The organism is Paracoccus fistulariae (genome assembly GCF_028553785.1).
Lineage (GTDB): Bacteria > Pseudomonadota > Alphaproteobacteria > Rhodobacterales > Rhodobacteraceae > Paracoccus > Paracoccus fistulariae.
Map to the genome: position 1 here is coordinate 15,778 of NZ_CP067136.1, position 23,936 is coordinate 39,713.

At 59.8% G+C, this 23,936-nt stretch carries 22 protein-coding genes and 3 pseudogenes; 14 read left to right on the forward strand and 11 right to left on the reverse strand.

Going from position 1 to position 23,936, the window contains the following annotated elements; all coding sequences use genetic code 11:
* Positions 1-31 precede the first annotated feature (31 nt).
* The 6 genes from JHX87_RS00105 to JHX87_RS00130 all read right to left on the reverse strand — a co-directional run bounded on the left by JHX87_RS00105 (position 32) and on the right by JHX87_RS00130 (position 6,486).
* The gene (locus JHX87_RS00105) at positions 32-367 is read right to left on the reverse strand and encodes a hypothetical protein (RefSeq protein ID WP_271886906.1); all 336 of its coding nucleotides are present in this window, start codon (positions 365-367) and stop codon (positions 32-34) included.
* Between the two features lie 24 nt (positions 368-391).
* Positions 392-904: an inclusion body family protein gene (locus JHX87_RS00110; RefSeq protein ID WP_271886905.1), complete on the reverse strand. Its 513-nt coding sequence runs from the start codon at positions 902-904 to the stop codon at positions 392-394.
* 11 nt (positions 905-915) lie between these two features.
* Positions 916-1,428: an inclusion body family protein gene (locus tag JHX87_RS00115; protein WP_271886904.1), complete on the reverse strand. Its 513-nt coding sequence runs from the start codon at positions 1,426-1,428 to the stop codon at positions 916-918.
* A 23-nt stretch (positions 1,429-1,451) separates the two neighbouring features.
* Positions 1,452-2,870, reverse strand: coding sequence for a TULIP family P47-like protein (locus JHX87_RS00120; RefSeq protein ID WP_271886903.1), 1,419 nt, complete (start codon positions 2,868-2,870; stop codon positions 1,452-1,454).
* A gap of 78 nt (positions 2,871-2,948) precedes the next feature.
* Positions 2,949-5,150: a TULIP family P47-like protein gene (locus tag JHX87_RS00125; RefSeq protein WP_271886902.1), complete on the reverse strand. Its 2,202-nt coding sequence runs from the start codon at positions 5,148-5,150 to the stop codon at positions 2,949-2,951.
* The gene (locus JHX87_RS00130; RefSeq protein ID WP_271886901.1) at positions 5,116-6,486 is read right to left on the reverse strand and encodes a TULIP family P47-like protein; all 1,371 of its coding nucleotides are present in this window, start codon (positions 6,484-6,486) and stop codon (positions 5,116-5,118) included. Before JHX87_RS00130 ends, JHX87_RS00125 begins: the two co-directional genes overlap by 35 nt.
* Positions 6,487-7,263: 777 nt before the next feature.
* Between JHX87_RS00130 and JHX87_RS18500 the strand changes: the two genes are divergently transcribed.
* Together JHX87_RS18500 and JHX87_RS00135 are read left to right on the forward strand one after the other, a co-directional pair.
* Positions 7,264-7,527 (forward strand): DUF6538 domain-containing protein, encoded by a 264-nt coding sequence (locus JHX87_RS18500; protein ID WP_377776056.1) that lies wholly within the window; start codon positions 7,264-7,266, stop codon positions 7,525-7,527.
* 46 nt (positions 7,528-7,573) lie between these two features.
* Positions 7,574-8,230, forward strand: a pseudogene (locus tag JHX87_RS00135) (transposase); the annotation flags it as partial.
* A gap of 55 nt (positions 8,231-8,285) precedes the next feature.
* On the opposite strand, the gene JHX87_RS00140 reads toward JHX87_RS00135, so the two are convergent.
* Positions 8,286-9,500, reverse strand: a complete 1,215-nt coding sequence (locus tag JHX87_RS00140) for an IS256 family transposase (protein ID WP_272833674.1) — start codon at positions 9,498-9,500, stop codon at positions 8,286-8,288.
* A gap of 60 nt (positions 9,501-9,560) precedes the next feature.
* Between JHX87_RS00140 and JHX87_RS00145 the strand changes: the two are divergent.
* The 9 genes and pseudogenes from JHX87_RS00145 to JHX87_RS00185 form a co-directional block, all read left to right on the forward strand.
* Positions 9,561-9,716, forward strand: a pseudogene (locus tag JHX87_RS00145) (transposase); the annotation flags it as partial.
* A gap of 206 nt (positions 9,717-9,922) precedes the next feature.
* A complete protein-coding gene (locus JHX87_RS00150; RefSeq protein WP_272833779.1) occupies positions 9,923-10,882 on the forward strand; it encodes an IS110 family RNA-guided transposase in 960 nt (319 codons plus the stop codon).
* Positions 10,883-11,104: 222 nt separating this feature from the next.
* On the forward strand, positions 11,105-13,543 hold the full coding sequence (locus tag JHX87_RS00155) for a type VI secretion system Vgr family protein (RefSeq protein WP_272833780.1): 2,439 nt from the start codon (positions 11,105-11,107) through the stop codon (positions 13,541-13,543).
* Between the two features lie 15 nt (positions 13,544-13,558).
* Positions 13,559-14,503: a Tle-like phospholipase domain-containing protein gene (locus tag JHX87_RS00160; RefSeq protein WP_271883873.1), complete on the forward strand. Its 945-nt coding sequence runs from the start codon at positions 13,559-13,561 to the stop codon at positions 14,501-14,503.
* 77 nt (positions 14,504-14,580) lie between these two features.
* Entirely contained in the window at positions 14,581-15,066 is a 486-nt protein-coding gene (locus JHX87_RS00165; RefSeq protein ID WP_272833781.1) for an ankyrin repeat domain-containing protein, read from the forward strand.
* A 57-nt stretch (positions 15,067-15,123) separates the two neighbouring features.
* Positions 15,124-16,185 (forward strand): DUF4123 domain-containing protein, encoded by a 1,062-nt coding sequence (locus JHX87_RS00170; protein ID WP_271886969.1) that lies wholly within the window; start codon positions 15,124-15,126, stop codon positions 16,183-16,185.
* Positions 16,182-16,919, forward strand: a complete 738-nt coding sequence (locus JHX87_RS00175; RefSeq protein ID WP_271886970.1) for a hypothetical protein — start codon at positions 16,182-16,184, stop codon at positions 16,917-16,919. Before JHX87_RS00170 ends, JHX87_RS00175 begins: the two co-directional genes overlap by 4 nt.
* 24 nt (positions 16,920-16,943) lie before the next feature.
* The gene (locus JHX87_RS00180) at positions 16,944-17,750 is read left to right on the forward strand and encodes a hypothetical protein (protein ID WP_271886971.1); all 807 of its coding nucleotides are present in this window, start codon (positions 16,944-16,946) and stop codon (positions 17,748-17,750) included.
* Between the two features lie 14 nt (positions 17,751-17,764).
* A complete protein-coding gene (locus tag JHX87_RS00185; protein ID WP_271886972.1) occupies positions 17,765-18,046 on the forward strand; it encodes a PAAR domain-containing protein in 282 nt (93 codons plus the stop codon).
* A gap of 310 nt (positions 18,047-18,356) precedes the next feature.
* On the opposite strand, the gene JHX87_RS00190 is transcribed toward JHX87_RS00185, so the two are convergent.
* Complete coding sequence (locus JHX87_RS00190; protein ID WP_272833779.1) at positions 18,357-19,316, reverse strand: IS110 family RNA-guided transposase; 960 nt, start codon at positions 19,314-19,316, stop codon at positions 18,357-18,359.
* Between the two features lie 196 nt (positions 19,317-19,512).
* Positions 19,513-20,009: pseudogene (locus JHX87_RS00195) on the reverse strand (IS5 family transposase); the annotation flags it as partial.
* Positions 20,010-20,077: 68 nt separating this feature from the next.
* Between JHX87_RS00195 and JHX87_RS00200 the strand changes: the two are divergent.
* Positions 20,078-20,722, forward strand: coding sequence for a GntR family transcriptional regulator (locus tag JHX87_RS00200; protein WP_271884306.1), 645 nt, complete (start codon positions 20,078-20,080; stop codon positions 20,720-20,722).
* A 77-nt stretch (positions 20,723-20,799) separates the two neighbouring features.
* On the opposite strand, the gene JHX87_RS00205 is transcribed toward JHX87_RS00200, so the two are convergent.
* Positions 20,800-21,006, reverse strand: a complete 207-nt coding sequence (locus JHX87_RS00205; RefSeq protein WP_271884307.1) for a hypothetical protein — start codon at positions 21,004-21,006, stop codon at positions 20,800-20,802.
* Positions 21,007-21,043: 37 nt separating this feature from the next.
* On the reverse strand, positions 21,044-21,931 hold the full coding sequence (locus JHX87_RS00210; RefSeq protein ID WP_271884308.1) for a TetR/AcrR family transcriptional regulator: 888 nt from the start codon (positions 21,929-21,931) through the stop codon (positions 21,044-21,046).
* On the opposite strand from JHX87_RS00210, the gene JHX87_RS00215 reads away from it, so the two are divergent.
* Both JHX87_RS00215 and JHX87_RS00220 read left to right on the forward strand, forming a co-directional pair.
* On the forward strand, positions 21,914-22,687 hold the full coding sequence (locus JHX87_RS00215) for an SDR family NAD(P)-dependent oxidoreductase (RefSeq protein WP_271884309.1): 774 nt from the start codon (positions 21,914-21,916) through the stop codon (positions 22,685-22,687). The genes JHX87_RS00210 and JHX87_RS00215 overlap by 18 nt on opposite strands.
* Positions 22,688-22,696: 9 nt before the next feature.
* The gene (locus tag JHX87_RS00220; protein WP_271884310.1) at positions 22,697-23,905 is read left to right on the forward strand and encodes an acyl-CoA dehydrogenase family protein; all 1,209 of its coding nucleotides are present in this window, start codon (positions 22,697-22,699) and stop codon (positions 23,903-23,905) included.
* The last annotated feature ends 31 nt before the right edge of the window (positions 23,906-23,936 follow it).

Below are 23,936 nucleotides of genomic sequence, written 5' to 3' on the forward strand. Positions count from 1 at the left end.
GCACATGGGTTCTGACCAATGCATATTGGTATCAGAGCGCGCCGAGCGCCTCGGCTTGTTGGGGCAGGGCTTTCTTGAGCGCGGCCAACGGGTCGCGATAGAAGAGATCGGCGTGCTCGGCGCTGGTTTCGAGCCACTGGAAGACCGCGTCCTCCTGTCCGGATATGAGGGAAAAGAGCGCCCGTGCCTTTGCAGCCTTCGGATCGCCGACCTCGTCGAGTTGCTCGATTATGGCGCTTTCCTCGGGCTTGGAGGGCATCGCGGCCCCGGCCTCCCGGATCTCGAAGTACTGCGCGCAGGGTTGGCCGGGTACGTTGTCGGACGGCACCCTAAGGCGCGAGAAACGGCCGTCGAAATCCTGTGTCATGAACATTCCTTTCGGTTTGTGGCGTCAGGTGGTGATGGAAATGAACGGGTCCCACTTGAAATAGCCCAGCGGCTTGCCGGTCCGGTCCAGTATCATGAAGCAGAAGGTGTAGGTCACTTCACCTTGGGCGAGCACCGTGGCGCTCCAGAATGCCGAGGTAATGGTCTGGGCTCCCGGCTGGGTCGGGTCGGCGGGATTCGGCAGCGGGGTGGTCACCTGCGCGTCGAGCGGCTGTGGTTTGCTGATCAGGCTGCCGCCCTTCAAAGCGAAGAACTTGTAAAGCATCCCTGAATAAGCCGCGTTCAGCGACATGGACGTGCAGCGCCAACGCAGCGTGTCCATGGTCTTTGCCGTGATCTTCAGCTCCTTGCTACCCTGGCCGAAGACGGCGTTGCCGGATCGCACAATGAGCCAGATCAGGTCTGCTCCGACTGGGGCGGGCGCGTCCGCGGTACCGGTTGCGCCGCTTGCCAGAAGCGTTTCTGCATCGATCACCATCAGAATGTCGATGATGCTTTCGTTGGGGTCATCAGGCATCGTCGGCCTCCTTACGAGTTAATGTGGATGTAGGGATCCCACCAGTAGTAGCCCTGCACGACTCCCGTCCGGTCGAGGATCATGAACTTGAAGTGATAGGTGGTGTTGCCGGGTTCCAGCACAGTGGTATTCCAGAAATAGCTCTTGATCTTCTGCGTCTTGGGCGTGGTCGGATCGGCCGGGTCGGGCAGCGGGTCGGTCACGTCCGCCTCCAGCGGTTGCGGCGGCGAGATCAGGTTGGCGCCGCTCGCGGCAACGAAATCGTAGAGGATCACCGAATAGGCCGCGTTCATCGACATCGAGGTCGCGCGCCAGCGAATCGTGTCCATGGTCTGCGCCGAGATCTGGAGTTCCGTGCCGCCCTCGCCGGACAGGGCATTTTTCTGCCGCGTCAGCATGAAGATCAGATCGGGCTGGGTGATCTGCACCGGGTTCGCAGAATCGCTGTTGGTGCCCAACGTCGCGACGATACTATCGGCGTCAATCGCCGTCAGTACGTCGATAATGGTTTCGGTATCGGCCATTTCCGGCCTCCTTTCCAAAGGTTTCAGATGAATTTCGGGTTGCCGCCCAGTTGCAGCGCGTTGTTCATATGCCCGTAGGTCAGATCGAAGACGCCTGATGCGCTCCAGGTGATTGGCGCCACCGCGTTGGCGAGCAGCAGACCGATATCGGGGCTGTCATCCTTGTTCACCTTTTCGATCAGGGCCGGCACGATCTGGTTGGTACCCAGCAAAAGCCCGATCACCAGCCCGCCCACGATGAGCGCGGCGCCCTCGGTCAGGATCGTCAGGATAAGCAGCGCAATCGACGCCACGATCATGATGATGATCTGGGTTACGTGACTGCCCTCGGACTGGTGGATCGAATGCACGATCGACGGCTTTTGGTATTCGGTGAATTTCAGCGTCTGGCCCTTGTTCGACTTGCCCAGATCGACCGTGTACCAATGGGTCGAGACGCAGCTTGCGACGATACCGGCGGCCACTTCGGTCTCGGTCGTGCTGGTCAGCGTGAGCACCGATCCCACCGATTTCACCTTGAGCTGCGTGAGCTTGGGGTAATAGGGCGTGCCGTTGTGATGCACGGTTTTGAGATCGACCGACGTGTTCTCGGTGAGGTACAGCGTGTCGCCCGCTGCATCCATGAGGAAATTCTGACCGGTCAGCCCGGGATAGGCCTGCATGATCGACGGCCGGATCAGATCGTAAAGCGTGCGCGTCTGGCTGACGAGAAAGCCCGCCTTCGACCCCGACGGGATCGCGTTTTCCGGCAATTGTTCGTTAAGCGTCGAGCCGGAGCGTTTGCCGGTCATGGTCAGCACGCCGAACAGATCGTTGGCCAGCGCGCTGCCATCGGTCAGATAGGCATAGCTGGTGTAGTTCGGTGCCACGAATCCCCATTGCCCCTGGTCGATCATGGTGTTGAGGTCGACCACCGCGAAGACATGGCCGAACTCCGCCAGATTGGCGCTGGCCCATTCCTGCATGCCCTGTTTCAGCATCGCCTCGGCGATGGTGCCGGGCGTCGGCGTCAGCGGCATGTCCACGACAAAGGCCACCGATTGCGTGGGATCGTCGGAGGTGGGTTTGACCTTGAGCGCCATGGGGTTGGCGCCCTTGGCGGCGCTGGCCTGCGGATCTGTATGCGGGATGTAGTGCAGCTCGATCCCGATGACGCAATTGCCGGAGTAGTCGGTCTTTTTGCCCGTTGCGAGGAAGGTCAGCGAAATCGCCGTCAGCGGCAGGTACATCCGCACTTCCTTGCCGTCGCCGCCTTCGGTCATCTGCCAGTCGCCGAAAGTGCCATCGAGCTTGAAGGTGTTGGACGGGTCGGTGAACGAGAAGGACGGCGGCGAGGATTTCTTGTCGACGATCGCCTTGTTCACGTCCGGAACGGGGATGGCAAAGACCGTATCCCAACCGTGGGTATAGACGGCGCTGCCGGTGTCGGTGTCAGAGGTCATGGGACAGCATCCTGATTTGGGAGGAGTGAGGGACCCCGGCCGAATGGGGACTGTCCGGCCGGGGTGGGGACGGCGCGATTAGCTTTTTGGAGTAACGTTGAAACCAACTACCAAAGACTGCTGCAGATGCGCCGATTCCAACTCGAAGCCCGAGATGCCGGGGAAGCTGTAGGGCTCGATCAGCGTGTTGGCAAAGAGGTCGAAGCCGGGGACTTTCTGCCACTCATCCTTGGCGGCAAGCTCGATGATGCCGGAGATTGCCAGATCGAGGCCGGAGATCGCCGCCGAGGTCGCCATGATCGCGCCCATGATCTTCCACTTGGTAGTGCGGAACGCGTTCTTGATATTGGTCAGCTTGCCCTTGGAGGTGGTTGCCGCCTTTTTGCCGGCATCTTCCTCGTCTTCCTCGTTGCGGGTGGGGTCGCTGTCCTCGGCGCTCTCGAAGCTTTCGGCGCTAATCTCCACGTCGGCGCCCTCTTCCGTCAAATCGGTCACTTCGGCGGCTTCCGACAGCCCCTCGATCACCGGGCCGGCGATGGCGACAAGCGCCAGGACAGCCGTGATCGCGCCTTCGACGATTTGGCGGGTGATGGCGATCTTGGTCTTGGTGACCGTGACCGTCATGTTCTTTTCGATCTGGTCGAACCAGAAGATCTTCTTGCCGCCCTTCTCCTGCAGTTTCATTTCGACCTGTTCGGTGAAATTCACATGCACGTCAAAATTGGAGCTGTAGGGGTAGTAGAGGTCGATGAACTCGATCTCGACATAGGAGTTCACGAGGCTCATCTTGAAATTGCCCTTGTCGATCTTGATGACGGTGGCCTCGAACACCTCGATACTGTCGCCATTGACATCGAGGATCGCCTCGACCGAGCCTTCCTTGGCGTCCGACAGCAGCCATTGATCGCCCTTGCTGGTCACGCTGATCTTGGCATCGTCGGGCAGGGACAGCCCGGCATTAAGCACGGCCATCTGCAGGTCGTTCGACACATCGCCGCCCTTGTCGAGCTCGGTGGCGTAGCTTTTGTCGATCGTGCCTTTCTTCTTTTCGTCCATCATGAACTTGCCCCAGACCACCGTTTCGGTGTTGGTCACGGTCAGCCCGTCGTTGAGCACCTTGAACGCACTGGCCGGCGCGTCGTCAAAGGCATGCATGGCCGCGGGCAAAAGCATCTGCTGTACGAAATTGGTGCCGGAAATGGCATAGCCGGCTTGCGACTTGGCGGGGATGATGTTGGGCGAGACCTGGTGATTAGCCGGAATCTCGTGCTGCAGCACGGTGTTCAGCACGCCGAAGATGCTGTCGTCCGACGCGCCTTCGTCCACAACGGCATAGCCGGTGCCGGTCGGCTTGATCCAGGCGTATTTCGCCGTCGCGGCCAGCGTGGGCGAGAGGTTGATGGAGGCAAACACGTGGTTGAACTCGCCGATATTGTCGGTGAACCAGGTGCTCAGCATCTCCTCCAGCGCGGCGCGCGGAATGGCGGTCAGGTCGCTGTCGCCCGCGACGGAGATGATGGTGACGGCGGGCTCGGACTCGCTGACGGCCTCGCTCAGCAATTGCAGCACGTTTTCCCAATCGTCCTGGAACTTGTAGACCTGCAGGTATTCGGTGCCGAACTTGTCGGTGGTCAGAAAGATGTAGAAATCGTCATCGGCGCCGTTCTCGATCAGCCATTCCTTGCCCGGTTGCTTGGGCGTGATGACCGCGCCGGAGGCCAGCGTCACCCCGTTGTCGGAAAAGGCGGTTTTCAGATCGGCGTTGGTTTCGTGGTCGTCCAGCGCGGTCTTGATCGAGTTGACCTTGGGATTGTCATTGATGACAAAGAATTTCTGGTTCGGTTCCGGCACCCATTCCATGCCGACCTCGATGATCGCAGAGACCGGCTGCCCGTCGCCTTTCGCCAGATCGAGCGAGCCGCCCTCATAGGCATAGGTGCCGCTGTCAAAGGTGCAGCGCATGCGGATGTTCTTGCCATCGCCGCCGGCCACAAGCTGCCAGGGCTTGAACGTGCCATCGATACTGAAGCTGGGCATGTCGGAGGCGGTCTGCCTCACCGCCTTGGCGGCGGCGTTGACGTTGGGCCAGTTGTTCACGAGCGCCGCGTTTGCATTGTCGAAATTCAGTGCGAAGGCGGTGTCCCAGTCATAGGTGTCAACGACAGGATCGGAAGCCGCGGCAAAGGCGGGAGTGTTCTTGTTCATCGTTATTTCTCCTTGTGTGCGATGAAGGGGGGAAGCAACGTCAAGAAAAATTGCCCCGGGCGAAGAGCGGGCCATCGAGGCCCGCGACGGACAGAGACAAGCTCTGCCCTGCCAGTTTCCAGTCGATCAGAGCGGCCAGATTCAGAACGTTTCCACCGAAGGCTTTGGTCAGATCGGTGTTAATATTTCCGACGCCCATGTCCGCGCTGGCATCGCCAAAGCCCTTGATAGCCTGATAGATCGCCGAGGCCAGACCGGCGGCGCCGGTGATCCCGGTCACGACCAGCAAGGCCCAGTCGTACCAGTGCATGGTCTCGTGATGGTTGATTGCAGGGTGGGCGTCGGCGATAAAGGAAATCGCACCGTCAGAGAATGCAAGCGGGTTGTTGGACGACGTGGACCACGAGTAGCTTGCATTGGGTAGTTTGCCGAGGCCGAAGAAGAACTTCAGCGGCCCGCCGCCGGAGGCGGAGATCGCAAGCCCGGTACCGGCACTGTCGACTTCCAGCGTATAGTCGGACGTCTGAACCTTGCCCACGGTGAAGGAATCGGAGTTCTTGAGCGAGCAGATCTCGTCGGAGCAGGATATGGTGAAACGGCCGCCCGGAAAGCTGCCTTTGACAGACGGCAGGAACGCTTTCTCGAAAAGGACGTTTTGGCTGATCAGAACAGTGGTGTCGTAGCCTGCCACGAGGTTGTCGGCATCGAAGGCCGCACCGTTTGCCGGGAAGGCCGTGTCGCTGAGCATGCAGAGGAAACACAGCGCCTGCTTGTCGGTGCTCTTGTTGGCGACGTTAAAGTAGAGCCACTTGGCGGGGACCAGCCAGCTTCCGGCCGATGCGGGTTTTGGAGCGACATCGGCAAAGACAAAGGAAAGCGCTTTGCGATTGGCGATCAGCGTCTGCACACTGAACTGCTTTAGGAGGCCCACGGCAACCGTATCAGGATTGCCATCATTCCCGGTGAGTTGGCCATCGGGATCGAGCACGTTGACCGCCGAGACGTAGCCCGGCGATGTCTTGTCGGTCGTCTGACTTGGCGAGAAGACGAGCTGCGTTGCGCTGCCAGATCCGTTGAGATTGGGCGCTCCATCGACGCTTTCGGCCCATCCCAGATTGACCTGAACGATGAGCGACACGCCGCTTAGATCATAAGAGCCGTTGACTACCGCACCGTCGAGTTCCAGCGACCCTTCGTCGATTTCGATCTGAAGGTTGATGAGAGAGTTGCCGCCACCCGCCACGATCTGGTAGGGCTTGGGAGAGACTGTGATGGCGATGTCGGTGCCACTGTCGGGGTCGGTGCCGTTGTAGCCCAGATCGATGCCCTGACCGGCCTTGTTGGCCTTGAGCGCTTCGTTGATCTTGCTCCAGGAAATCGCGTAGGCGTAGTCAAATCCATAGGTTTTCATCGTGACACTCCGATCTTGGGTTGGTGTCTGCGAAAATTGCGAATCTCGTTGGCCTTGTCAGAGTCGCGCGCTGACCGGTAAACACAGTGTGCGGGCGCTTCTCCACGACGCTCCAAGGAGAGCATTTCGCCGTCTAAATTTTGGTGTATGGTGAATACATGAGCGGTTCGGCAGACCGAAATTTTCGAAAAATCTTCTGTAGGTTACTTTATCTAGCCGCAAAGTCTACCAAAACTATCGCTTAGGTTGCAGAGCTTATCGCTTAGGTTGCAGAGCAATGTACCGAAAGGGCGCCGTCAGTAAGTTCGACCTTGTGCGTGGCGGGTTGCTCTTAGCGTCGCGGGATACGCCAACGACTCCCTCCAAAGGCTTGCAGAGTAGCCCTGAGGTGGTCCGCCTGGCAGGAATGCCGTGCATCAGATTTCCGATCTCGCTGCGGGCAGTCGAGGACCTGGTGCACCGACGCAGGCCCGCCGAGAGCCACGAGACCTATTGCTTCCGGCTGTATAGGTTCTTCCGCGTAGGCGGCGCACGTTTTTATCGTTCAGGGTCCTATGCTCTGCAAGCGGAGAAGGTTGGATATCAGACCCATCCCCTCCGCCAGATTTCCTAATTTCCATATCAGTAAGTATCAGAAAAAAAGTAAAAATTGCCTTTGGTTTGATAAACCATGCCCAAATTTTCCCATTTTGGTTCACTTTTTGGTTTACTTTTTGGGTTGCTTGTTGGTTCACCGATCAGCAATATGATCAGAAGAATCATGATCGAGGCGAACCGATGAAAGCACCTTTACCGATTTTGAGAGGCGACACTTTCTATATCCGCAGGAAGGTTCCGGCCCGATATTCGGCAGTCGAGTCCAGGTCGATCATCCAGATTTCGCTGCATACTGACTCGCCCAAGATCGCGACTAGGAAAGCGCAAGATGTATGGGCCGAATTAGTTGAATCGTGGGAATGCAAACTCGAAGGCAATGATGCGGAAGCGGAAGCCCGATATGAGGCCGCCATGACACTTGCAGCTAGGTTCCAGACCCATTGATTTCGGATGTTTGGCGTGATTCAGGCTCCGCAAGGAGATCTGATCGATGAGCAAGCTTTTCTGGCTGAGCGAGGCGCAGATGGCGCGCCTGAGACCCTTCTTTCCCAAGAGCCATGGCAGGCCTCGCGTCGATGACCGGCGTGTATTGAGCGGCATAATCTTCATCAACCGCAATGGTTTGCGATGGTGCGACGCGCCGAAGGACTACGGGCCCGCCAAGACGCTCTACAACCGATGGAAGCGCTGGAGCGAGAACGGGATCTTTGGCCGGATCATGATGGGCCTGGCCGCCGAGAGCGCCGAACACAAGACGATCATGATCGACGCGACCTATCTGAAAGCGCATCGCACGGCCTCGCGCCTGCGGGTCAAAAAAGGGGGCGCGGGCGCCAGATCGGGCGAACGAAAGGGTTTGAGGGATAAAGAAACTGTCCGGGGGACAGTTTCGCCCGAAAACGGAACACCAAGCTGCATGCCGGCACCGACGCGAAGGGACGCCCGATCCAGTTCTTCATGTCGGCCGGGCAAGTGAGTGATTATACCGGCGCCGCGGCCTTGCTGAGCAGTTTGCCGAAGGCCGGCTGGATGCTTGCGGACAGAGGGCATGATGCCGACTGGTTCCGAGAAGCGTTGAAAGACAAGAGGATAAGGGTATGCATCCCCGGCCGGAAAAAACCGCAAGAAGGCGGTCAAATACGACAAGGGGAGTGTCTGAAACTCTGTGTATCTGATGTGGCCCATGCGGTTTTCAGATACGTTCAGGCGTCGAAGCGCCCTGCGAACATTATGGCCAGCTGATTGCGGGCCGCAACCCATTCCCGGACCGCGCGGCCGCCCTTTTCGAAGTTGCGGATGGCGAGGAAGATCAGCTTCGTTGCGGCCTCCTCGGTTGGGAACGAGCCCTTGGTCTTCAGCGTTTTCCGCAGCACGCGGTTCAGCGATTCCACCGCATTCGTGGTGTAGATGATCTTCCGGATCGCCGCGCTGAAGGCGTAGAACGGGGTCACTTCCGCCCATGCCCGGCGCCAGGCCGGGGCGATGGATGGGTATTTCCCGGCCCATTTCTCCTCGAAGGCACCCAGTTGGCGGGCGGCCTGCTCAGCGGTGGGGGCCTCGTAAATCGGGCGCAGGTCGGCCGCCACGGCCTTGCGGTCCTTCCAGCTGCAGAAGTTCATCGAATGCCGGATCAGGTGAACGATGCAGGTCTGGACCGTGGTCTCGGGGAAGGCCGCAGTGATGGCCTCGGGGAAGCCCTTCAGCCCGTCCACGACCGCGATCAGGATGTCCTGAACGCCCCGGTTGCGCAGCTCATTCATCACCGACAGCCAGAACTTCGCGCCCTCGTTGTCGGCGATCCAGAGCCCCAGAACCTCGCGATCCCCTTCCCGGGTGACGCCCAAGGCGATGTAAACGGCCTTGTTTTTGACCATCCGGCTGTCAGCATCGCGGATCTTCACGCGCAGGGCATCGAAAATGACGATCGGATACATCCGGTCCAGCGCCCGGTGCTGCCACTCGCGGACCTCGTCCAGCACGGCATCCGTGACGCGGCTGATCAGGTCGGGCGAAACCCGCAGGCCGTAAAGATCTTCCAGGTGGGCCTGGATGTCCCGAACCGACAGCCCAGCAGCGTAAAGCCCGATGATCTTGTCATCCACCCCATCGATCCGGGTCTGGCCCTTCTTCACCAGCTCGGGCTCGAAGCTGCCCTCCCGGTCTCGCGGCACCGAAAGCGGCACCTCGCCGTCCGAGCCCTTCACCCTCTTCGTCGCGATCCCGTTCCGGCGGTTGGTCTGCTCAGCCGGCGGCTCCGCACCAGCCTCATAGCCCAGATGTGCCGTCAACTCGGCCCCGAGCATCCGCTCCATCAGCCGGATCTTCAGTTCCTTCATCAGCCCGGCGTCGCCCAGCAGATCCTCAGGCCGCTTGCAGCCTTTCAGCAGCTCGTCCAGCAGTTCGTTCGAAATCGTCATGGTCCTTGCTCCTCTCAGGAAGCATGGACCCAATCAGCCATCCACAGAAGACCGGACACTCTCTACGACAAGCGGCGATACAAACGCCGCAACCGCATCGAGATCATGTTCGGGCGCCTCAAGGACTGGAGGCGCGTTGCCACCCGATACGACCGATGCCCCGAGACCTTCTTCTCCGCCATCCTTCTCGCCGCAATCGTCCTCTTCTGGCTATAATCCACAACGAGTCCTGACCCTTCTGTATCTGCGCTCTGCTAAACTTGCCCCGTCACGGACCCCGGCCAGGGTCAGTGACGGGGTGGTGCGCGACGTCTGACCCTTGTGGCATGACCACGCTTCTTAGCCTGTCGGCACCGCCTCTCTTCATCGTCTCGAACAGTTGATTGCGGCCTTGCAGGACCGCGCACTAGAAGGAAGAGAGCATGGACAACCTATCACATGGCCGCGTTATCGGCATAGATGTCAGCTGCGACTGGCTGGACATTCATTGCCTCCCCGATGGCCATCGCCTCAGAGTGCCAAACGCTGCGGCAGGTCATGCTGCCGTGGCGAGTCTTGCCCGGGACCGAAATGCCATCGTCTGCTTCGAGTCGACAGGTGGTCAAGAATGGCAGCTCTGGGCGCTTCTGGAGGCAGAGGGTGTTGCGGCCCGCCAAGTGCCACCCGCACAGGTAAAGGCGTTTGCGCAAAGCCGCGGCACGCGCGCCAAGACCGACCGGATCGATGCGGAACTCATCGCCCGCTTCTTCGTGTTCCGGCCCGAAGCAGGCCGCGGTCTTCCCACAGAAAAGCTGCGCCTTCTCAGAGCTTTGACATCAAAACGAGCCCAGTTGGTCGAAATGCGCAAACGTCTTCTGGCTCAAATCCGCGCGCACCAGAAACTGGGAACCGCTTTGATGTTCGAGGACGTCGACAGCGAACTGAAGCAAAGGATCGACGGTATCATCGAGGAACTGGAAGACCGGATCACCCGAGCCATCGCCAGCGACGATCACCTGTCAGAGGTGGCTGCCGTCCTCCGCTCCATTCCTGGGATCGGCCCTGTTGCCAGCTCGATGCTGATCGCAGAAATGTCCGAGATCGGCACCATCACCGGCGAAGAGGCCGCAGCACTCACTGGATTAGCACCGGTCGCACACGACAGCGGAACTCTTCGTGGGAAGCGCGCCATCGCCGGAGGGCGCCGCGCTCTGCGGCACGTGATGTTCCAGGCGGCCTTAGTCGCAGCACATCACAATCCAAACCTGAGGTCCTTCGCAGATCGTCTCCGCAAGGCTGGCAAGCCGCACAAGGTCATAATCACCGCCGTCGCCAGAAAGCTGGTCACCGTCGCGAACGCGCTATGCAAAAACCGTCAGAAATGGGTCGCCACTGCTCCCTGACAGATACAGTTGCTAAGGTACTCCGGTACTCTGTTCATCATGATCCGATGCCGTTATGTCGCCTAGTTGTCCACCACACTGCACCCCTTTCAGCTTCCGATTGCAATCCGTCTTTATTCTGTGGCGTTTTCCTGCAAGCGGCTGAATCCGGGTGCTGACAGTGAGTTCCACTGCTGTATAACCTTTCGTGATTTTACGAGTTCTTTACGGGCGAGGCGCATTATGACTGCCGAGGGCGACTTCATCCAGGCTGAGCGGATTCTGCGCATTGACAGCGCTCTGGGGGCGGATGTGCTTCTGGCGCAGAAGCTGCATTGGCGTGAGGCGATTTCCGAGCTGTTCGAGGGGCGTGTCTCGCTGCGGTCGAAATCGCCGGATCTGACGCCGCAGGATCTGCTGGGCAAGCCGGTCGATCTGCGGCTGGAACTGGGCGGCGGGCAATGGCGGCAATGGAATGCGATCGTCACCGATCTGCGCGCAGGCCCCCGCCAGAGCCGTGGGCTGCGCCATTACGAGCTGATCCTGCGCCCGGATCTGTGGCTTCTGTCGCAGCGCTCGGATTGCCGGATCTGGCTGGACATGTCGGCGCTGGAGGTGGCGCAGACGCTGATGTCGGAACATGGCATCGCCGCGCCGCGGACCGGCGGCGTGACCGATCCGGTGCCGCCGCAGCATTACTCGGTGCAATGGAACGAGACCGATCTGGCCTATCTGACGCGGCGGCTGGAGGAGGACGGGCTGTTCTTCTGGTGGTCGCATGAGGAAGGCGCGCACCGGTTGCATATCGCCAGCCATGCCTCGGGCTATCTGGGGGGTGAGGATGTGCGCTTTGCCCATGGCTCGACCGATCGCAATCACATTAACCGGTTCGAAACCACCTTCCGCTACATTCCGGGGGCGCATGCCGGGGGCGACTGGAATTTCCAGACCCCGGGCCATGTGCCGGGCGGGGTCAGCCCCGGCCTGATCAACCTGCCCCGGAATGGCGGTTACGAGCGATATGAATACCCGGTACAGGCGGGCTATGGTCCGGGCGGCCGCGCCAGCGACGGGATCGAGGATGGGGCGGTGGAACGCGTGGCCCGTCTGCGGATGCAGGCGGATGAGGCCGAGCATGCCCGGGTCGAGGGGTCGTCGAATGTGCGTACGCTTGCGGCGGGGTCGCGGCTGACGCCCTATGACGTGGCCAATCCGGACAATGTCTTCGCGCCGCATGTGATCCTGGCGATCGAGCATGAGGTGACGGATACCAGCTATGAAAGCGTCGAGAACCAGCCCGAATATGTGAACCGCTTCCTGGCGCTGCCCGCGGATGTGCCCGCGACGCCGCGGCGGGTAACGCCTCAGCCGCGGATCGACGGCACCCAGGTGGCGATCGTGGCGGGCCCTGCGGGTGAGGAGATCCATCCCGACGAATATGGCCGCGTCAAGCTGTGGTTCCCCTGGGACCGGCGGGCCAGGAAGGATGGCTCGGACACCTGCTGGGTGCGGGTGACGCAGAACTGGGCCGGTGCCGGCTGGGGCGGCCAGGTGATCCCGCGCATCGGTATGGAGGTGATGGTCAGCTATCTGGACGGCGACCCCGACAGGCCCGTGGTGACAGGCGTCGTCCCGAATGCCAGGCAGAAAGTGCCTTACCCTCTGCCCGCCAACAAGACCAAGATGGTCATGCGTTCCAATACCCATAAAGGACAGGGCTTCAACGAGATCAGCTTCGAGGATGAGACCGGGCAGGAAAACATCGCGCTTCATGCCCAGAAGGACCAGACGCTGAAGGTCCTGAACAACCGCATGAAGCGGGTGGATAACGATCAGGTCGAAAGCGTGGGCAGCAACAAGTCGATCGAGATTGGCAGCAACCACCAGGAACGCATTGGCGGCTCGATGAATCTGACCGTGGGCGGCGGCAAGCTGGGCCTCTTCGCAGCGCTTGCTGGAATCGCGGGACAGGCGACCAAGGATGCGATGAACGTGGCCGAGGAGGCGGGCGATCCTTCGATCCCAGCCTTTCTGGGCGGGGTTGTCGCCGCGACAGTTGGTGGCGAGATCGCCTCCAGCCCGCTGATCTCGGCCTTCGACGGTGCCGGTCAGAACAAGGCGGTTGCGGGGGCTGAACAGGTCGGCACGGGCACCGCGCTTGGCGGTGTGCTCTCGGCGATCATGCCGGTCTCGGGGGTGATGAACACGCTGGTCGAGAAGTTCAAGGCCGACACGATCGGCCTGGCGCGGACCGAGCAGATCGGGTTGTTCAAGAACACCATGGTCGGCTCGGTCCGCAACACGACCATCGGGCAGAAGGAATTCACCAAGGTCGGGGTCGAGCAGCGCCTGCAGGTCGGCAAGACCAAGACCGTCGATGTGGGCGAGGAATACACCACCCATACCGGCCAGCGCGCGGCGCATAGTTCGGGCAAGCTCTACCAGATCTCGTCCGAGGAGAAGTTCGAAGGCACCTCGCGGGTCTGGGAGATCAAGGCCGACGACACGCTGCTGCTGTCAGCACCAGGCGGCTATGTCGAGATCAACAAATCCGGCGTGCGTATCCGCGGGCTGAAGGTCCTGATCGAGGGCAATGCCATCGACTTCAAATCCGGCGGCCCCGGCGAAGGCAGCAAATGCCTCCGCGCCATGGCCAAATCAGCAACGCCCTTCGTGAGGTAGAGGATGGGGGGTACGGTGAAAACGGCGACAAACGATCTGGCGGACGCTTTGCTTGAAAGTGGGGTGACAGCGGCGCAGATTGAACATGCCGAGGCGATGGCCGATGCCGATTTATCACCCGGTAGTGACAACGCGCCTTGCAAGCAGTGCCGGGAAGACATCTGCAAGGCTTTGAGGAAACAACTGGACAACAACAGGGACGAGCAGGAAAAGGCCATGCTGGCCGCCGCGACCTATGACCCGAACGCGCCGCTGCCTGAAGGATACAGGCGGGCGACCGAGGCTGATCTTCAGAAGATGGGGCTGTCGGATGGCGCGGGGAGCAACTTGCTGGTGTTGCGAGATGAGCCAGACTTTCATGCTGAGGCTTTTGTGAAGACCGACCCGATTAGTGGTGCGGAAAGCTATGTGGTCGGCTTCAAGGGGACCAAGATGTCCAGTACAGCTGACTGGCAGACCAATATAAGCCAGCGCCTGGGATTGGAGACGGCATATTACACACAGGCTAGCTGGATAGGAGAGGGTCTTCGCCGATCTGGTGTCGGCCCAACCTCTTTCGTCGGTCATTCGCTTGGGGGCGGTCTGGCTGCTACGGCATCGGGGGCGTCGGGATTTCCTGCTCAGACTTTCAACGCCGCCGGGCTGTCGGGTAGTACTTTGGCTGGCTTGCCGCTGGCCAATACCGATCTGGTTCATGCCACGAATGTTACGGGCGATATCCTGAGCGACTTTCAGGACCGGTTCGGTCCCAAGGCCTTCGGTATCCGGCGCAGCATTGCCGATGTGAAGGCTGCTAATTATTCCCGTGGGCAATGGACCGGAAATAACTTCAATACGAGCTTGGAAAACAACGCCAAAAGCGGAGTTCAACTGCATGGGATGCAAGAGGTGCAGAACTCACTGAAACAGGAAGAATCCCAGATTCAACGACAGATGGAGGCAAATGGATGCGGTGGTTGACTAAGGCGGCCGTCGCCTCGGCTCTGGTCGTATTGCTGGCAGTGGGATGGGCGCTCGCAAAGGATGAGAGGCAGGACATGGCACAGAACGTCGACATTTATAAACTCTATAACGATCTTCCGGTCATCTTCTGGCGGATTAGCGAGCGAAATTATCCTGCGGTCGATGCACTGCTGAAGGCTGGGGCCGATCTGGAGACACGTGGTTTTTTTGGTATGACACCCGTCATCTCCGCAGCAACCAGTGATGGTTGGGGGATGGTCAAATTCCTGATCGAACAAGGAGCGGACCCGAGCGCTTATGCCGGAAACGGGCGCACGGTTGCAAACAAGGCGCTGACCTCTCGCGTTATTCTCGACAGCCCGAATGGCCGCGATCTGCAAGATGTGCGCGCCATCCTCACCGAGCGTGGACTTTACGACGATGTACCCACCCCGGCCGAGCTGCGCGCGCAGATGGAGGCCGGGACATTGCCGCGCCCGCCCTATTTTGACGAATGGCGCGCGACGCACTGGCCTGCCGAAGCCAATGCACGCGCCGATCGGATCCGCGCTGAGAAATGATGACCGCGCTCTCTAAGCACTTCGATTAAATCCGCAACATCATTCGCGAGGAAAAGGATGAAGCAGAACGATCCCTGGTCGCTGGATGCGGCGAACCAACCCGCGCGCGATGAACCGACAACGGAAGCGCAAACTCCGACAACGCTGGAGGAAGCATTGCTCGCGCTGGATCACAAGGCTGCGCCGGTCTTTGCGGTTCTCGACGGCGCGCAATTCGACAACCTTCCGCAAGAGCTGATGCTGGGCGATTTTGTCAGCCGCCCGCTCTATCTGGATCGCGGCGACAACAACCCCGAACAGATCATCACCGCGCCGCATATGGTCTGGCTGGACGAGCGCGCCGAAAAGATCACCGGCCGAGCGCCGCAGGAAACCATCCCGGCGCTGATGACCCTCATCGCCAACCGCCCCGCTGCAGTCTTCTGGCAATGCCCCGCAGGCGCAGAGGCGCTCTACAAGCACCTCAGGGGCATCAATATGGTGCTGATCCCGAAGGAATTTGCGCCACCGGATGATTTGGCGCGTCCTGATGTAAATGGTTCGCAAGATTCCGAGACCCATGAGGCGGTCCTGTTTCGCCACGCAGATGCAAATGTCATTGCGCAAACACTACCGGCAATGGATGCTGCCGAAATAGCGCGCTTTTATGGTCCAGCCGCGCGCCTGTTCTTCGCTTCAGACCCAGACTGGGCACATGGCCGTGATTGGCTGCAGGCAGATCGGTTCGACGCATTGCCAAAGCCGCAATCAGGGCTGCTGACCCTCAGCGCCGCGACTATGGAAGAGATCAAGCATGCGCGAGAGCGCAGATCGCTTCAGCGAACCGTCGGCTTTCTGCGTAGAACGCTCCCTCCCGATTTTCAGGGTCTGTCAGACCAGCAGCTTGAGCAAATCGCGCGTAGCAGTCGCAAGTCGGGCAAAGAGTTGGGTGTCAGCAGTGCAGGCGGCCATCAGAGGTGGGCCTATCTGATGGCAATCACCGAGGGTCGTGTGGCAAAAGATCGCCGTGTGCGCGATTTTATTCGGTCAGGCGATGAAACGCCGGACCGGCAGGTCAAGAAAGCAATGCTGGATACGCTGGAACGCATGAAACAGGCTGCGGCGGAGATCGATACATGAGTACCGCTGGAACAGCAGGGGAGCTGGGAGGTAAGGTCGCCGGAGGCTGGATCGGCGGGATCATAGGGTCGTTCATTCCTCCGCCCGGTCTTGGTACCTTGATTGGCCGAGCTGTCGGGTCACGCATTGGTGGAATGGCAGGTCGTGCTGCAGCGTCTGCCCTGCAGGACCATATCAACAGCATGGAAAACGCTGAGGAGGAGGCCGAGGAAACTGATCGCGCTGAAGGGGCGGCGGCTGAGGAAGAGGTGTGCAAAGACTGCGCGGCAAAGTGCCAGCAAGCGGCGAATGATGCCAAGCATGCGCTATATAACAACAAACGTGATCCCGGAAACTCAAGCGGTTTCCATGGCTATCTGAACAGGATGATCGAACAGATGTGTGGCGCAGATGGACCGGGGACCCCATCTTGGGATCGGCACGTCGATGAACTAACGGGCGCGAGGAGAAAGCTGGCTGACACATATAAACCCTTTCAGGCGGACGCTGGGGAAACTCCGGAGTGCGATCCAAGTCAATTCTTCTCTCGTGAAGAGCGTGAAACGATTAATAAGATTATCGGGAACGGTAAAGGTGGTGCTACGGGGTGGACCCCTGAGACCATTCCATTCAAAGGTCGCAATCACGCGGATTGTCAATCTCTACCGGCTGCAAGAGAAAGTGCTAGAATGCGTGATTATTTGCGTATCATTCGTCCGCAAGGGGGCCCGTCCGGCCCGGCGTTAACCTCTTGATCAGAAATAAGGACGCCTGATTCCATGATTAAATTGTCTCATCGGCAACTGCTCAACGTGAAGCCTTCCTGGTATTGGATGGTGTCAGACCGTGCCGGCGAATTTGATGACGTCTTATTGCGTCCCATGAAACGGCTTGATGCCGTTCGTGCTGCAACTGAGGACTACTTCTATAAGCAGAAGAAAACCGACCCTTCGGGGTCTGACACACAGATCAGCAATAATGTGCGAGAGATGCTTGAACGGCTGGAGGATGCCGGTGAAGATGTTGATCGTATTTATAAGTGGGGGCGCGCGTTAGATTCAGATATGTGGAGCTATTCCGAGTTCGAAGGACGCCCATCTGCTTCGCTTTGGGACAATACGATTGGTTGGTGGCGACCTGATGAACTTGCTAAGCTTGATCGGTCCGGCGCGGACGTGCGCGATCGGTTGTATGCCTCTTGGCACGAGCAGGTCAATAAGCCCGCGGCTGCCCTGAAGCAACGCGTAAAGCTTGATCGGAAAGCGTGGCAGGAAGATGAAACTCGTCGATCAGACTGGGATAACTTTCTCTGGGACAAGTGGTTCAAGGAGTTTCAATACGATCCGGCCATGGTCGCTGCAGATGGCTATCGGCAAATGCTGTTCCGCGAATGGTGGCGCAAAATCGGGCCAACGGTTACGCCGGAACAGCGCGTTCAGATGATGCAGTGGCATGAAACAGAGTCGCGTGCGCGTGATAAGGATGGTTTTCTTCAGCCGGATGAGATTGGCTGGATTGGAGATGCCGTGATGACCGACGTTTATCCGCCATTTTTCGAGGCGGCGGTCCGGGTTGAACAGTCATAAGGGCGAATAAAGGTATGTCGAAACCGGTAGCGCTTCTCGGCCACGCTCATACATGCCCGATCCACGGCGGTGGGCCGGTCATGAATCCCGGTCAGACTCTGGTGAAATTCAATGGCATCCCTGTTGCGGGCGAAGGCGGGCAATGCGGATGTCCCGGATCGCCTCCGCTGCCCGACCTGATGGTCAAGGGATCAAGTGTAGTGAAGATCAACGGACGCGGAGTCATGCGCGTCGGCGATCAGACCGCGCATGGCGGAAAGATCGCGATGGGCATCCCGACATTGAACTCCGATTGAAAGCGCCCCGGCGGTGGTGATGTATCTACGTACAAGGTGGTTCGGCCCCTGGGTTTCATCGTCGTCGTAGAAAATCGGATATCTATTGCCGCATGCACAATTGTGCCTATTTTCACGCGCGATAGCCCGCATCGAACTGTGCGAATATAGCTGTGCAGCGAACCTCGGCCGCTTTTTAACATCGTCAATTCCCCAGTGCGACCGGGCGGATCAGCGCCCTTCCGGCATATGCTCCCTACGGCGTGCACGCCCGCGCCTGCGCCCGCATGACGGCATAATCCGCCATCATCCCGACTAGCAACTGTATCTGTCAGGGAGCAGTGGCGACCCATTTCTGACGGTTTTTGCATAGCGCGTTCGCGACGGTGACCAGCTTTCTGGCGACGGCGGTGATTATGACCTTGTGCGGCTTGCCAGCCTTGCGGAGACGATCTGCGAAGGACCTCAGGTTTGGATTGTGATGTGCTGCGACTAAGGCCGCCTGGAACATCACGTGCCGCAGGGCGCGGCGCCCTCCGGCGATGGCGCGCTTCCCACGAAGAGTTCCGCTGTCGTGTGCGACCGGTGCTAATCCAGTGAGTGCTGCGGCCTCTTCGCCGGTGATGGTGCCGATCTCGGACATTTCTGCGATCAGCATCGAGCTGGCAACAGGGCCGATCCCAGGAATGGAGCGGAGGACGGCAGCCACCTCTGACAGGTGATCGTCGCTGGCGATGGCTCGGGTGATCCGGTCTTCCAGTTCCTCGATGATACCGTCGATCCTTTGCTTCAGTTCGCTGTCGACGTCCTCGAACATCAAAGCGGTTCCCAGTTTCTGGTGCGCGCGGATTTGAGCCAGAAGACGTTTGCGCATTTCGACCAACTGGGCTCGTTTTGATGTCAAAGCTCTGAGAAGGCGCAGCTTTTCTGTGGGAAGACCGCGGCCTGCTTCGGGCCGGAACACGAAGAAGCGGGCGATGAGTTCCGCATCGATCCGGTCGGTCTTGGCGCGCGTGCCGCGGCTTTGCGCAAACGCCTTTACCTGTGCGGGTGGCACTTGGCGGGCCGCAACACCCTCTGCCTCCAGAAGCGCCCAGAGCTGCCATTCTTGACCACCTGTCGACTCGAAGCAGACGATGGCATTTCGGTCCCGGGCAAGACTCGCCACGGCAGCATGACCTGCCGCAGCGTTTGGCACTCTGAGGCGATGGCCATCGGGGAGGCAATGAATGTCCAGCCAGTCGCAGCTGACATCTATGCCGATAACGCGGCCATGTGATAGGTTGTCCATGCTCTCTTCCTTCTGGTGCGCGGTCCTGCAAGGCCGCAATCAACTGTTCGAGACGATGAAGAGAGGCGGTGCCGACAGGCTAAGAAGCGTGGTCATGCCACAAGGGTCAGACGTCGCGCACCACCCCGTCACTGACCCTGGCCGGGGTCCGTGACGGGGCAAGTTTAGCAGAGCGCAGATACAGAAGGGTCAGGACTCATAGCCAGAACATGACGATGGCCGCGAGGGCGCATGCCGAGAGAAAGACTTTCGGGCACCTGTCGTAGCGGGTTGCGATGCGCCGCCAGTCCTTCAAGCGGGCGAAACTATTCTCGATCTTGTGGCGTTTGCGGTAGCGTTCGTGGTCGTGCGGGATCGGAATCCTGCGTCCTTTACGCGAAGGGATACAGGGCGTGATCCCCTTGTTCTCAAGGGCTTGGCGATACCAGTCGGCGTCGTAGCCGCGATCTGCCAGCAGGTGTTTCGCGGGCGGCAGACCATCCAGCAACGCCCGCGCGCCGATATAGTCGCTGCGCTGGCCCGCAGTCAGGAACATCCGCAACGGACGGCCCAGAGCGTCAGTGACGGTGTGGAGTTTGGAGTTCAAGCCGCCTTTCGTGCGCCCGATGAGACGGCCCTTGCCCCCTTTTTCAGCCCCAGGCTGGAAGCGGTGCGGTGCGTCTTCAGATGGGTCGCGTCGATCATCAGCGTATCGGTCGAGCCACCCCGGTCGGCCAGTTCGAGCAGCATCGCGGTACGCCTCGACACCATGGAGAAAGCCAATGACGTTCAGAGAAGGATGCTGGAGGCGGCGGCTCCGCGGTGAGTGGTTTCCGGGGACGCGCCTGACGCTACGTGCGCTTGCGTCGGAACTGGGCACCAGCGTGCAGCCGGTCCGGGATGCGATCGGCAAGCTGACGGTCGAGCGTGTCTTGGTATTGCGGCCGAATTACAGCGTCCAGATTCCGAACATCGACCGGGAGCTCATGGACGAGATTTTCGCGATTCGAAACCTTCTGGAGGCAGAGGCGGCGCGCAGATGTGTGTCGGTGATGACCGATGCTGACATCGACGATCTTGAGGAGGCAATCCTTGCAACGCGCCGCGTCTATTGGGTCGAATCAGAGATCCCGAGCCGTGTCACGACGATCCAGGGGGTATCTCGTATCCTGGCCGAGCGCTGCGGGTCCGAGGCGCTATGCGAGCAGCTTATCAATCTCCGAGCCCGGACTGCGCCCTATTACGCCGCTGCGTTGGCGCGGAGTGATGATGGCGAAGATGCCGAATTCGTCACCTTCACCATTCGCATTCAGGATGAATTCGTGACCGCCCTGCGAAGGCGGGACGAGGTCGCGGCGGCGGAAATCAGAAAGGTCGATCTCTATACATTTCAGCACTATATCTATCGCCTTTTGGATGTTGAATAGGCGGTCCCTTTGGACGCCTTCCTGGGGCTAGTCTTGTCCCTGTTCTGCGGACGAGTCTGGTCCGGCATTGCGTTCACTCATTTCTTTTCGATCGCGATCTGATTCAGAATATCGTTGTACGAGGCGTAGTCAGGTTGGCCTCTGCCGTGTTTGTTGTGCCTCGCGTCGAAGCGACTGCACTGCATATCAACCAGTCCACTGAGGCAGGTCCGGGAAGTCCACACAGACCGCCGCGATGCGGTAGTGGCGACCCATGCCATCTGGCTGTCCACCTGCTCAGCCATCGAAACGTCTCCTTGATTTTGCAAGGGGGGCAAGAAATCACCTGGCGGTTGGGTCGGGCAGTTGGTCGACGGGCAGGCACGCCGCCAGGACCATTTCCTGCACTGCCGCAATGTACTCTTCGACCGACACCTTCCGGCGGCGGTATTTGGCGCGCTTGACATACCAGTCCTGCAGCAGCGGCTTGATCATCGTCGGCAGCAGGGGTGTCACGCCGGGGCGAAAGCGCCCCTGTGCGCTGGCGCGGACGGTGACTTCGGCGAACAGCGATTCGGTCAGTTCCTCGCTATCGACAGCCCTGCTGCGTTCTTTGGCGGGAAAGTTCTTGGCCTCCATAAAGGCAAAGCTGAACCATGACTGCATATCCTCGGTCAGGCGGATATGTGCCTCGATCAGCCATTTCAGATGTTCGATCGGATCGCTGACGACTTCGGCCGGCGGATTGGCCAGCGCAACTTCGACGGCATCGGTGACTTCGGTCAGGATCATGTTCAAGAGCGTCGTCTTGCTGTCGAAATAGGCGTAAAGCCCGCCCATCGATACACCCGATTCTTTTGACAGATCGCGCAGGGACATGGCCTGAAATCCCTTGCTGTTCGACAGCTTCAGTGCTGCTGCGATGATGACTTTCAGCTTTTTTAACGCAACATCAGGCTTCTGGACCGAGATAACATCGGCATGTCGCTCCAGCATCGAACGGCACAGGTCATCGGCGGTATGTCCCTTCGATTCGAACATTTTCTTTGCCTCTTTCTCTTCAGCGGCTGTCGTGACGATCAGACCGGCCCGGATGCTCTGGCGCAGCACCTCGAGTCTGCGCTGCAATTTATAGAACGAACGCTCGCTTGACAACTTGATCGGGCTTCTTGCATAAAAAATGAGCGAGCGCTCGATAGGAGGATTGATGCTGTGACCGAAATTGAACATGAAGCACATCCATGGCCCGGCATTTCGGGCAGCAGGGCGTTGGTCACTGGGGCTTCTTCCGGCCTTGGGGCGCATTTCGCGCAGCTACTGGCGGCGCAGGGGGTGCATGTCTTCGCCGCCGCTCGCCGGACCGACCGGGTTCAGGCGCTGTGCGACGGGATTCGCGATCAGGGATTTCAGGCGACACCGCTGGAACTGGATGTCAGCTCTGCACGGGCGGTCGAGGAGGCGCTGCAAGGGCAGGTCTTTGATCTGGTCGTCAACAATGCCGGCGTATCGCATAGTTGCGCGGCGCTGGATCTGGATGCCGATACACTGGATCGGGTGATCGACACAAATGTCAAAGGCGTTTTCCATGTCGCCCGCGCCACGGCGTCGGCTATGCGCGATGCAGGGCAGGGCGGTTCGATTGTCAATATCGCCTCGATCCTTGGCTCGCGCGTGTCGGGCCATGTGGCGGCTTATGCGGCGTCCAAGGGTGCGGTGCTGCAACTGACCCGCGCATTGGCGCTGGAATGGGCGCGGCACGGCATTCGCGTGAACGCCCTGAGCCCCGGCTATATCGAAACCGAAATCAACCGCGATTTCTTTGCCACCGAACAGGGTCAAGCGCTGATCCGCCGGGTCCCGCAGCGCCGCCTTGGCCAGCCGCAGGATCTGGATGGCGCGCTGATGCTGCTTCTGTCCGATCTGGGCCGCTTCATCACCGGCGCCGACATCGCCGTCGATGGCGGTCATCTTGTTTCATCGCTGTAGGAGGCGACCATGGATTTCACCATTTCCTCCGAGATCGAGGATTACCGCGCCCGCATCGCCGATTTCGTCGAGACCCGCATCCTGCCGGTCGAGGCAGATCGCAGCCAATGGGACGAGCATGGCAATATCGGTCGTCCGGCGCTGGAGGATCTGCGTGCGCAGGCGCGTGATCAGGGCCTGTGGTGCCTGCAGCTGGCCAGGGAAACCGGCGGGCAGGGGCTGGGCAAGATCGGGATGGCGGTCTGTTACGAGGAAATGAACCGTTCGATCTTTGGGCCGGTCGTGTTCAACTCGGCCGCGCCGGATGATGGCAATATGATGGTTCTGGAACAGGCCGCGACTAAGGCGCAGAAGGAACGCTGGTTGGCGCCGATTGTGTCGGGTGAGGTCAGTTCTGCCTTTGCCATGACCGAACCTGCGCCGGGCGGCGGATCCGACCCGGGCATGATGCAAACGCGCGCCGAAAAGCGCGGAGACACATATGTCATCACCGGCCGGAAATGGTTCATCACCGGGGCCGAGGATGCCAGCCATTTCATCGTCATGGCCCGCACTTCGGACGATCCGCGAAAAGGCCTGACCGCGTTCCTTCATCACCGGGACGAGCCCGGCTGGCGCATCGAGCGTCGCATCCCGATCATGGGCCCCGAGGAACATGGCGGTCATTGCGAGATCACCTATGACGGCATGGAACTGCCAGCCGACCGTATCCTGCTGGGCGAGGGGCAGGGGCTGAAACTGACGCAGATGCGGCTTGGCCCGGCGCGGCTGACCCATTGCATGCGTTGGCTGGGTCTGGCCAAGCGCTGCACCGAGATCGCGCGCGACTATGCCGAGAATCGCATGGGCTTTGGCATCCGCCTGGCAGACCGCGAAAGCACCCAGATCAAGATGGGCGATCTGGCCATGGGGATCGAGATCGGTCGCCTGCTGGTCATGAAAGCCGCCTGGACGCTGGATCAGGGCGATTTCGCGCGCAAGGAGGTCTCGATGGCCAAGATCCATGTGGCAAACCTGCTGCACAAGGCCGCCGATACCGCGATCCAGATCAATGGCGCGCGCGGCTATTCCACCGACACTGTGCTGGAATGGATCTATCGCTATGCCCGCCAGGCACGGCTGGTCGATGGCGCGGATGAGGTGCACCAGATGGTGCTGAGTCGCCAGCTTTCCGACGCGCCGGACGGTTTCTGGCGCTGGCCCGTCGCGCAGCACTGATCCCCGCCGCTGAACAATCGTCACGGGGGAG

Coding starts and splice junctions, on each gene's coding strand:
- JHX87_RS00105 (WP_271886906.1), bottom strand. CDS start 367: ATGACACAGGATTTCGACGGCCGTTTCTCGCGCCTTAGGGTGCCGTCC.
- JHX87_RS00110 (WP_271886905.1), bottom strand. CDS start 904: ATGCCTGATGACCCCAACGAAAGCATCATCGACATTCTGATGGTGATC.
- JHX87_RS00115 (WP_271886904.1), bottom strand. CDS start 1,428: ATGGCCGATACCGAAACCATTATCGACGTACTGACGGCGATTGACGCC.
- JHX87_RS00120 (WP_271886903.1), bottom strand. CDS start 2,870: ATGACCTCTGACACCGACACCGGCAGCGCCGTCTATACCCACGGTTGG.
- JHX87_RS00125 (WP_271886902.1), bottom strand. CDS start 5,150: ATGGCCCGCTCTTCGCCCGGGGCAATTTTTCTTGACGTTGCTTCCCCC.
- JHX87_RS00130 (WP_271886901.1), bottom strand. CDS start 6,486: ATGAAAACCTATGGATTTGACTACGCCTACGCGATTTCCTGGAGCAAG.
- JHX87_RS18500 (WP_377776056.1), top strand. CDS start 7,264: ATGAAAGCACCTTTACCGATTTTGAGAGGCGACACTTTCTATATCCGC.
- JHX87_RS00140 (WP_272833674.1), bottom strand. CDS start 9,500: ATGACGATTTCGAACGAACTGCTGGACGAGCTGCTGAAAGGCTGCAAG.
- JHX87_RS00150 (WP_272833779.1), top strand. CDS start 9,923: ATGGACAACCTATCACATGGCCGCGTTATCGGCATAGATGTCAGCTGC.
- JHX87_RS00155 (WP_272833780.1), top strand. CDS start 11,105: ATGACTGCCGAGGGCGACTTCATCCAGGCTGAGCGGATTCTGCGCATT.
- JHX87_RS00165 (WP_272833781.1), top strand. CDS start 14,581: ATGGCACAGAACGTCGACATTTATAAACTCTATAACGATCTTCCGGTC.
- JHX87_RS00170 (WP_271886969.1), top strand. CDS start 15,124: ATGAAGCAGAACGATCCCTGGTCGCTGGATGCGGCGAACCAACCCGCG.
- JHX87_RS00175 (WP_271886970.1), top strand. CDS start 16,182: ATGAGTACCGCTGGAACAGCAGGGGAGCTGGGAGGTAAGGTCGCCGGA.
- JHX87_RS00180 (WP_271886971.1), top strand. CDS start 16,944: ATGATTAAATTGTCTCATCGGCAACTGCTCAACGTGAAGCCTTCCTGG.
- JHX87_RS00185 (WP_271886972.1), top strand. CDS start 17,765: ATGTCGAAACCGGTAGCGCTTCTCGGCCACGCTCATACATGCCCGATC.
- JHX87_RS00190 (WP_272833779.1), bottom strand. CDS start 19,316: ATGGACAACCTATCACATGGCCGCGTTATCGGCATAGATGTCAGCTGC.
- JHX87_RS00200 (WP_271884306.1), top strand. CDS start 20,078: ATGACGTTCAGAGAAGGATGCTGGAGGCGGCGGCTCCGCGGTGAGTGG.
- JHX87_RS00205 (WP_271884307.1), bottom strand. CDS start 21,006: ATGGCTGAGCAGGTGGACAGCCAGATGGCATGGGTCGCCACTACCGCA.
- JHX87_RS00210 (WP_271884308.1), bottom strand. CDS start 21,931: ATGTTCAATTTCGGTCACAGCATCAATCCTCCTATCGAGCGCTCGCTC.
- JHX87_RS00220 (WP_271884310.1), top strand. CDS start 22,697: ATGGATTTCACCATTTCCTCCGAGATCGAGGATTACCGCGCCCGCATC.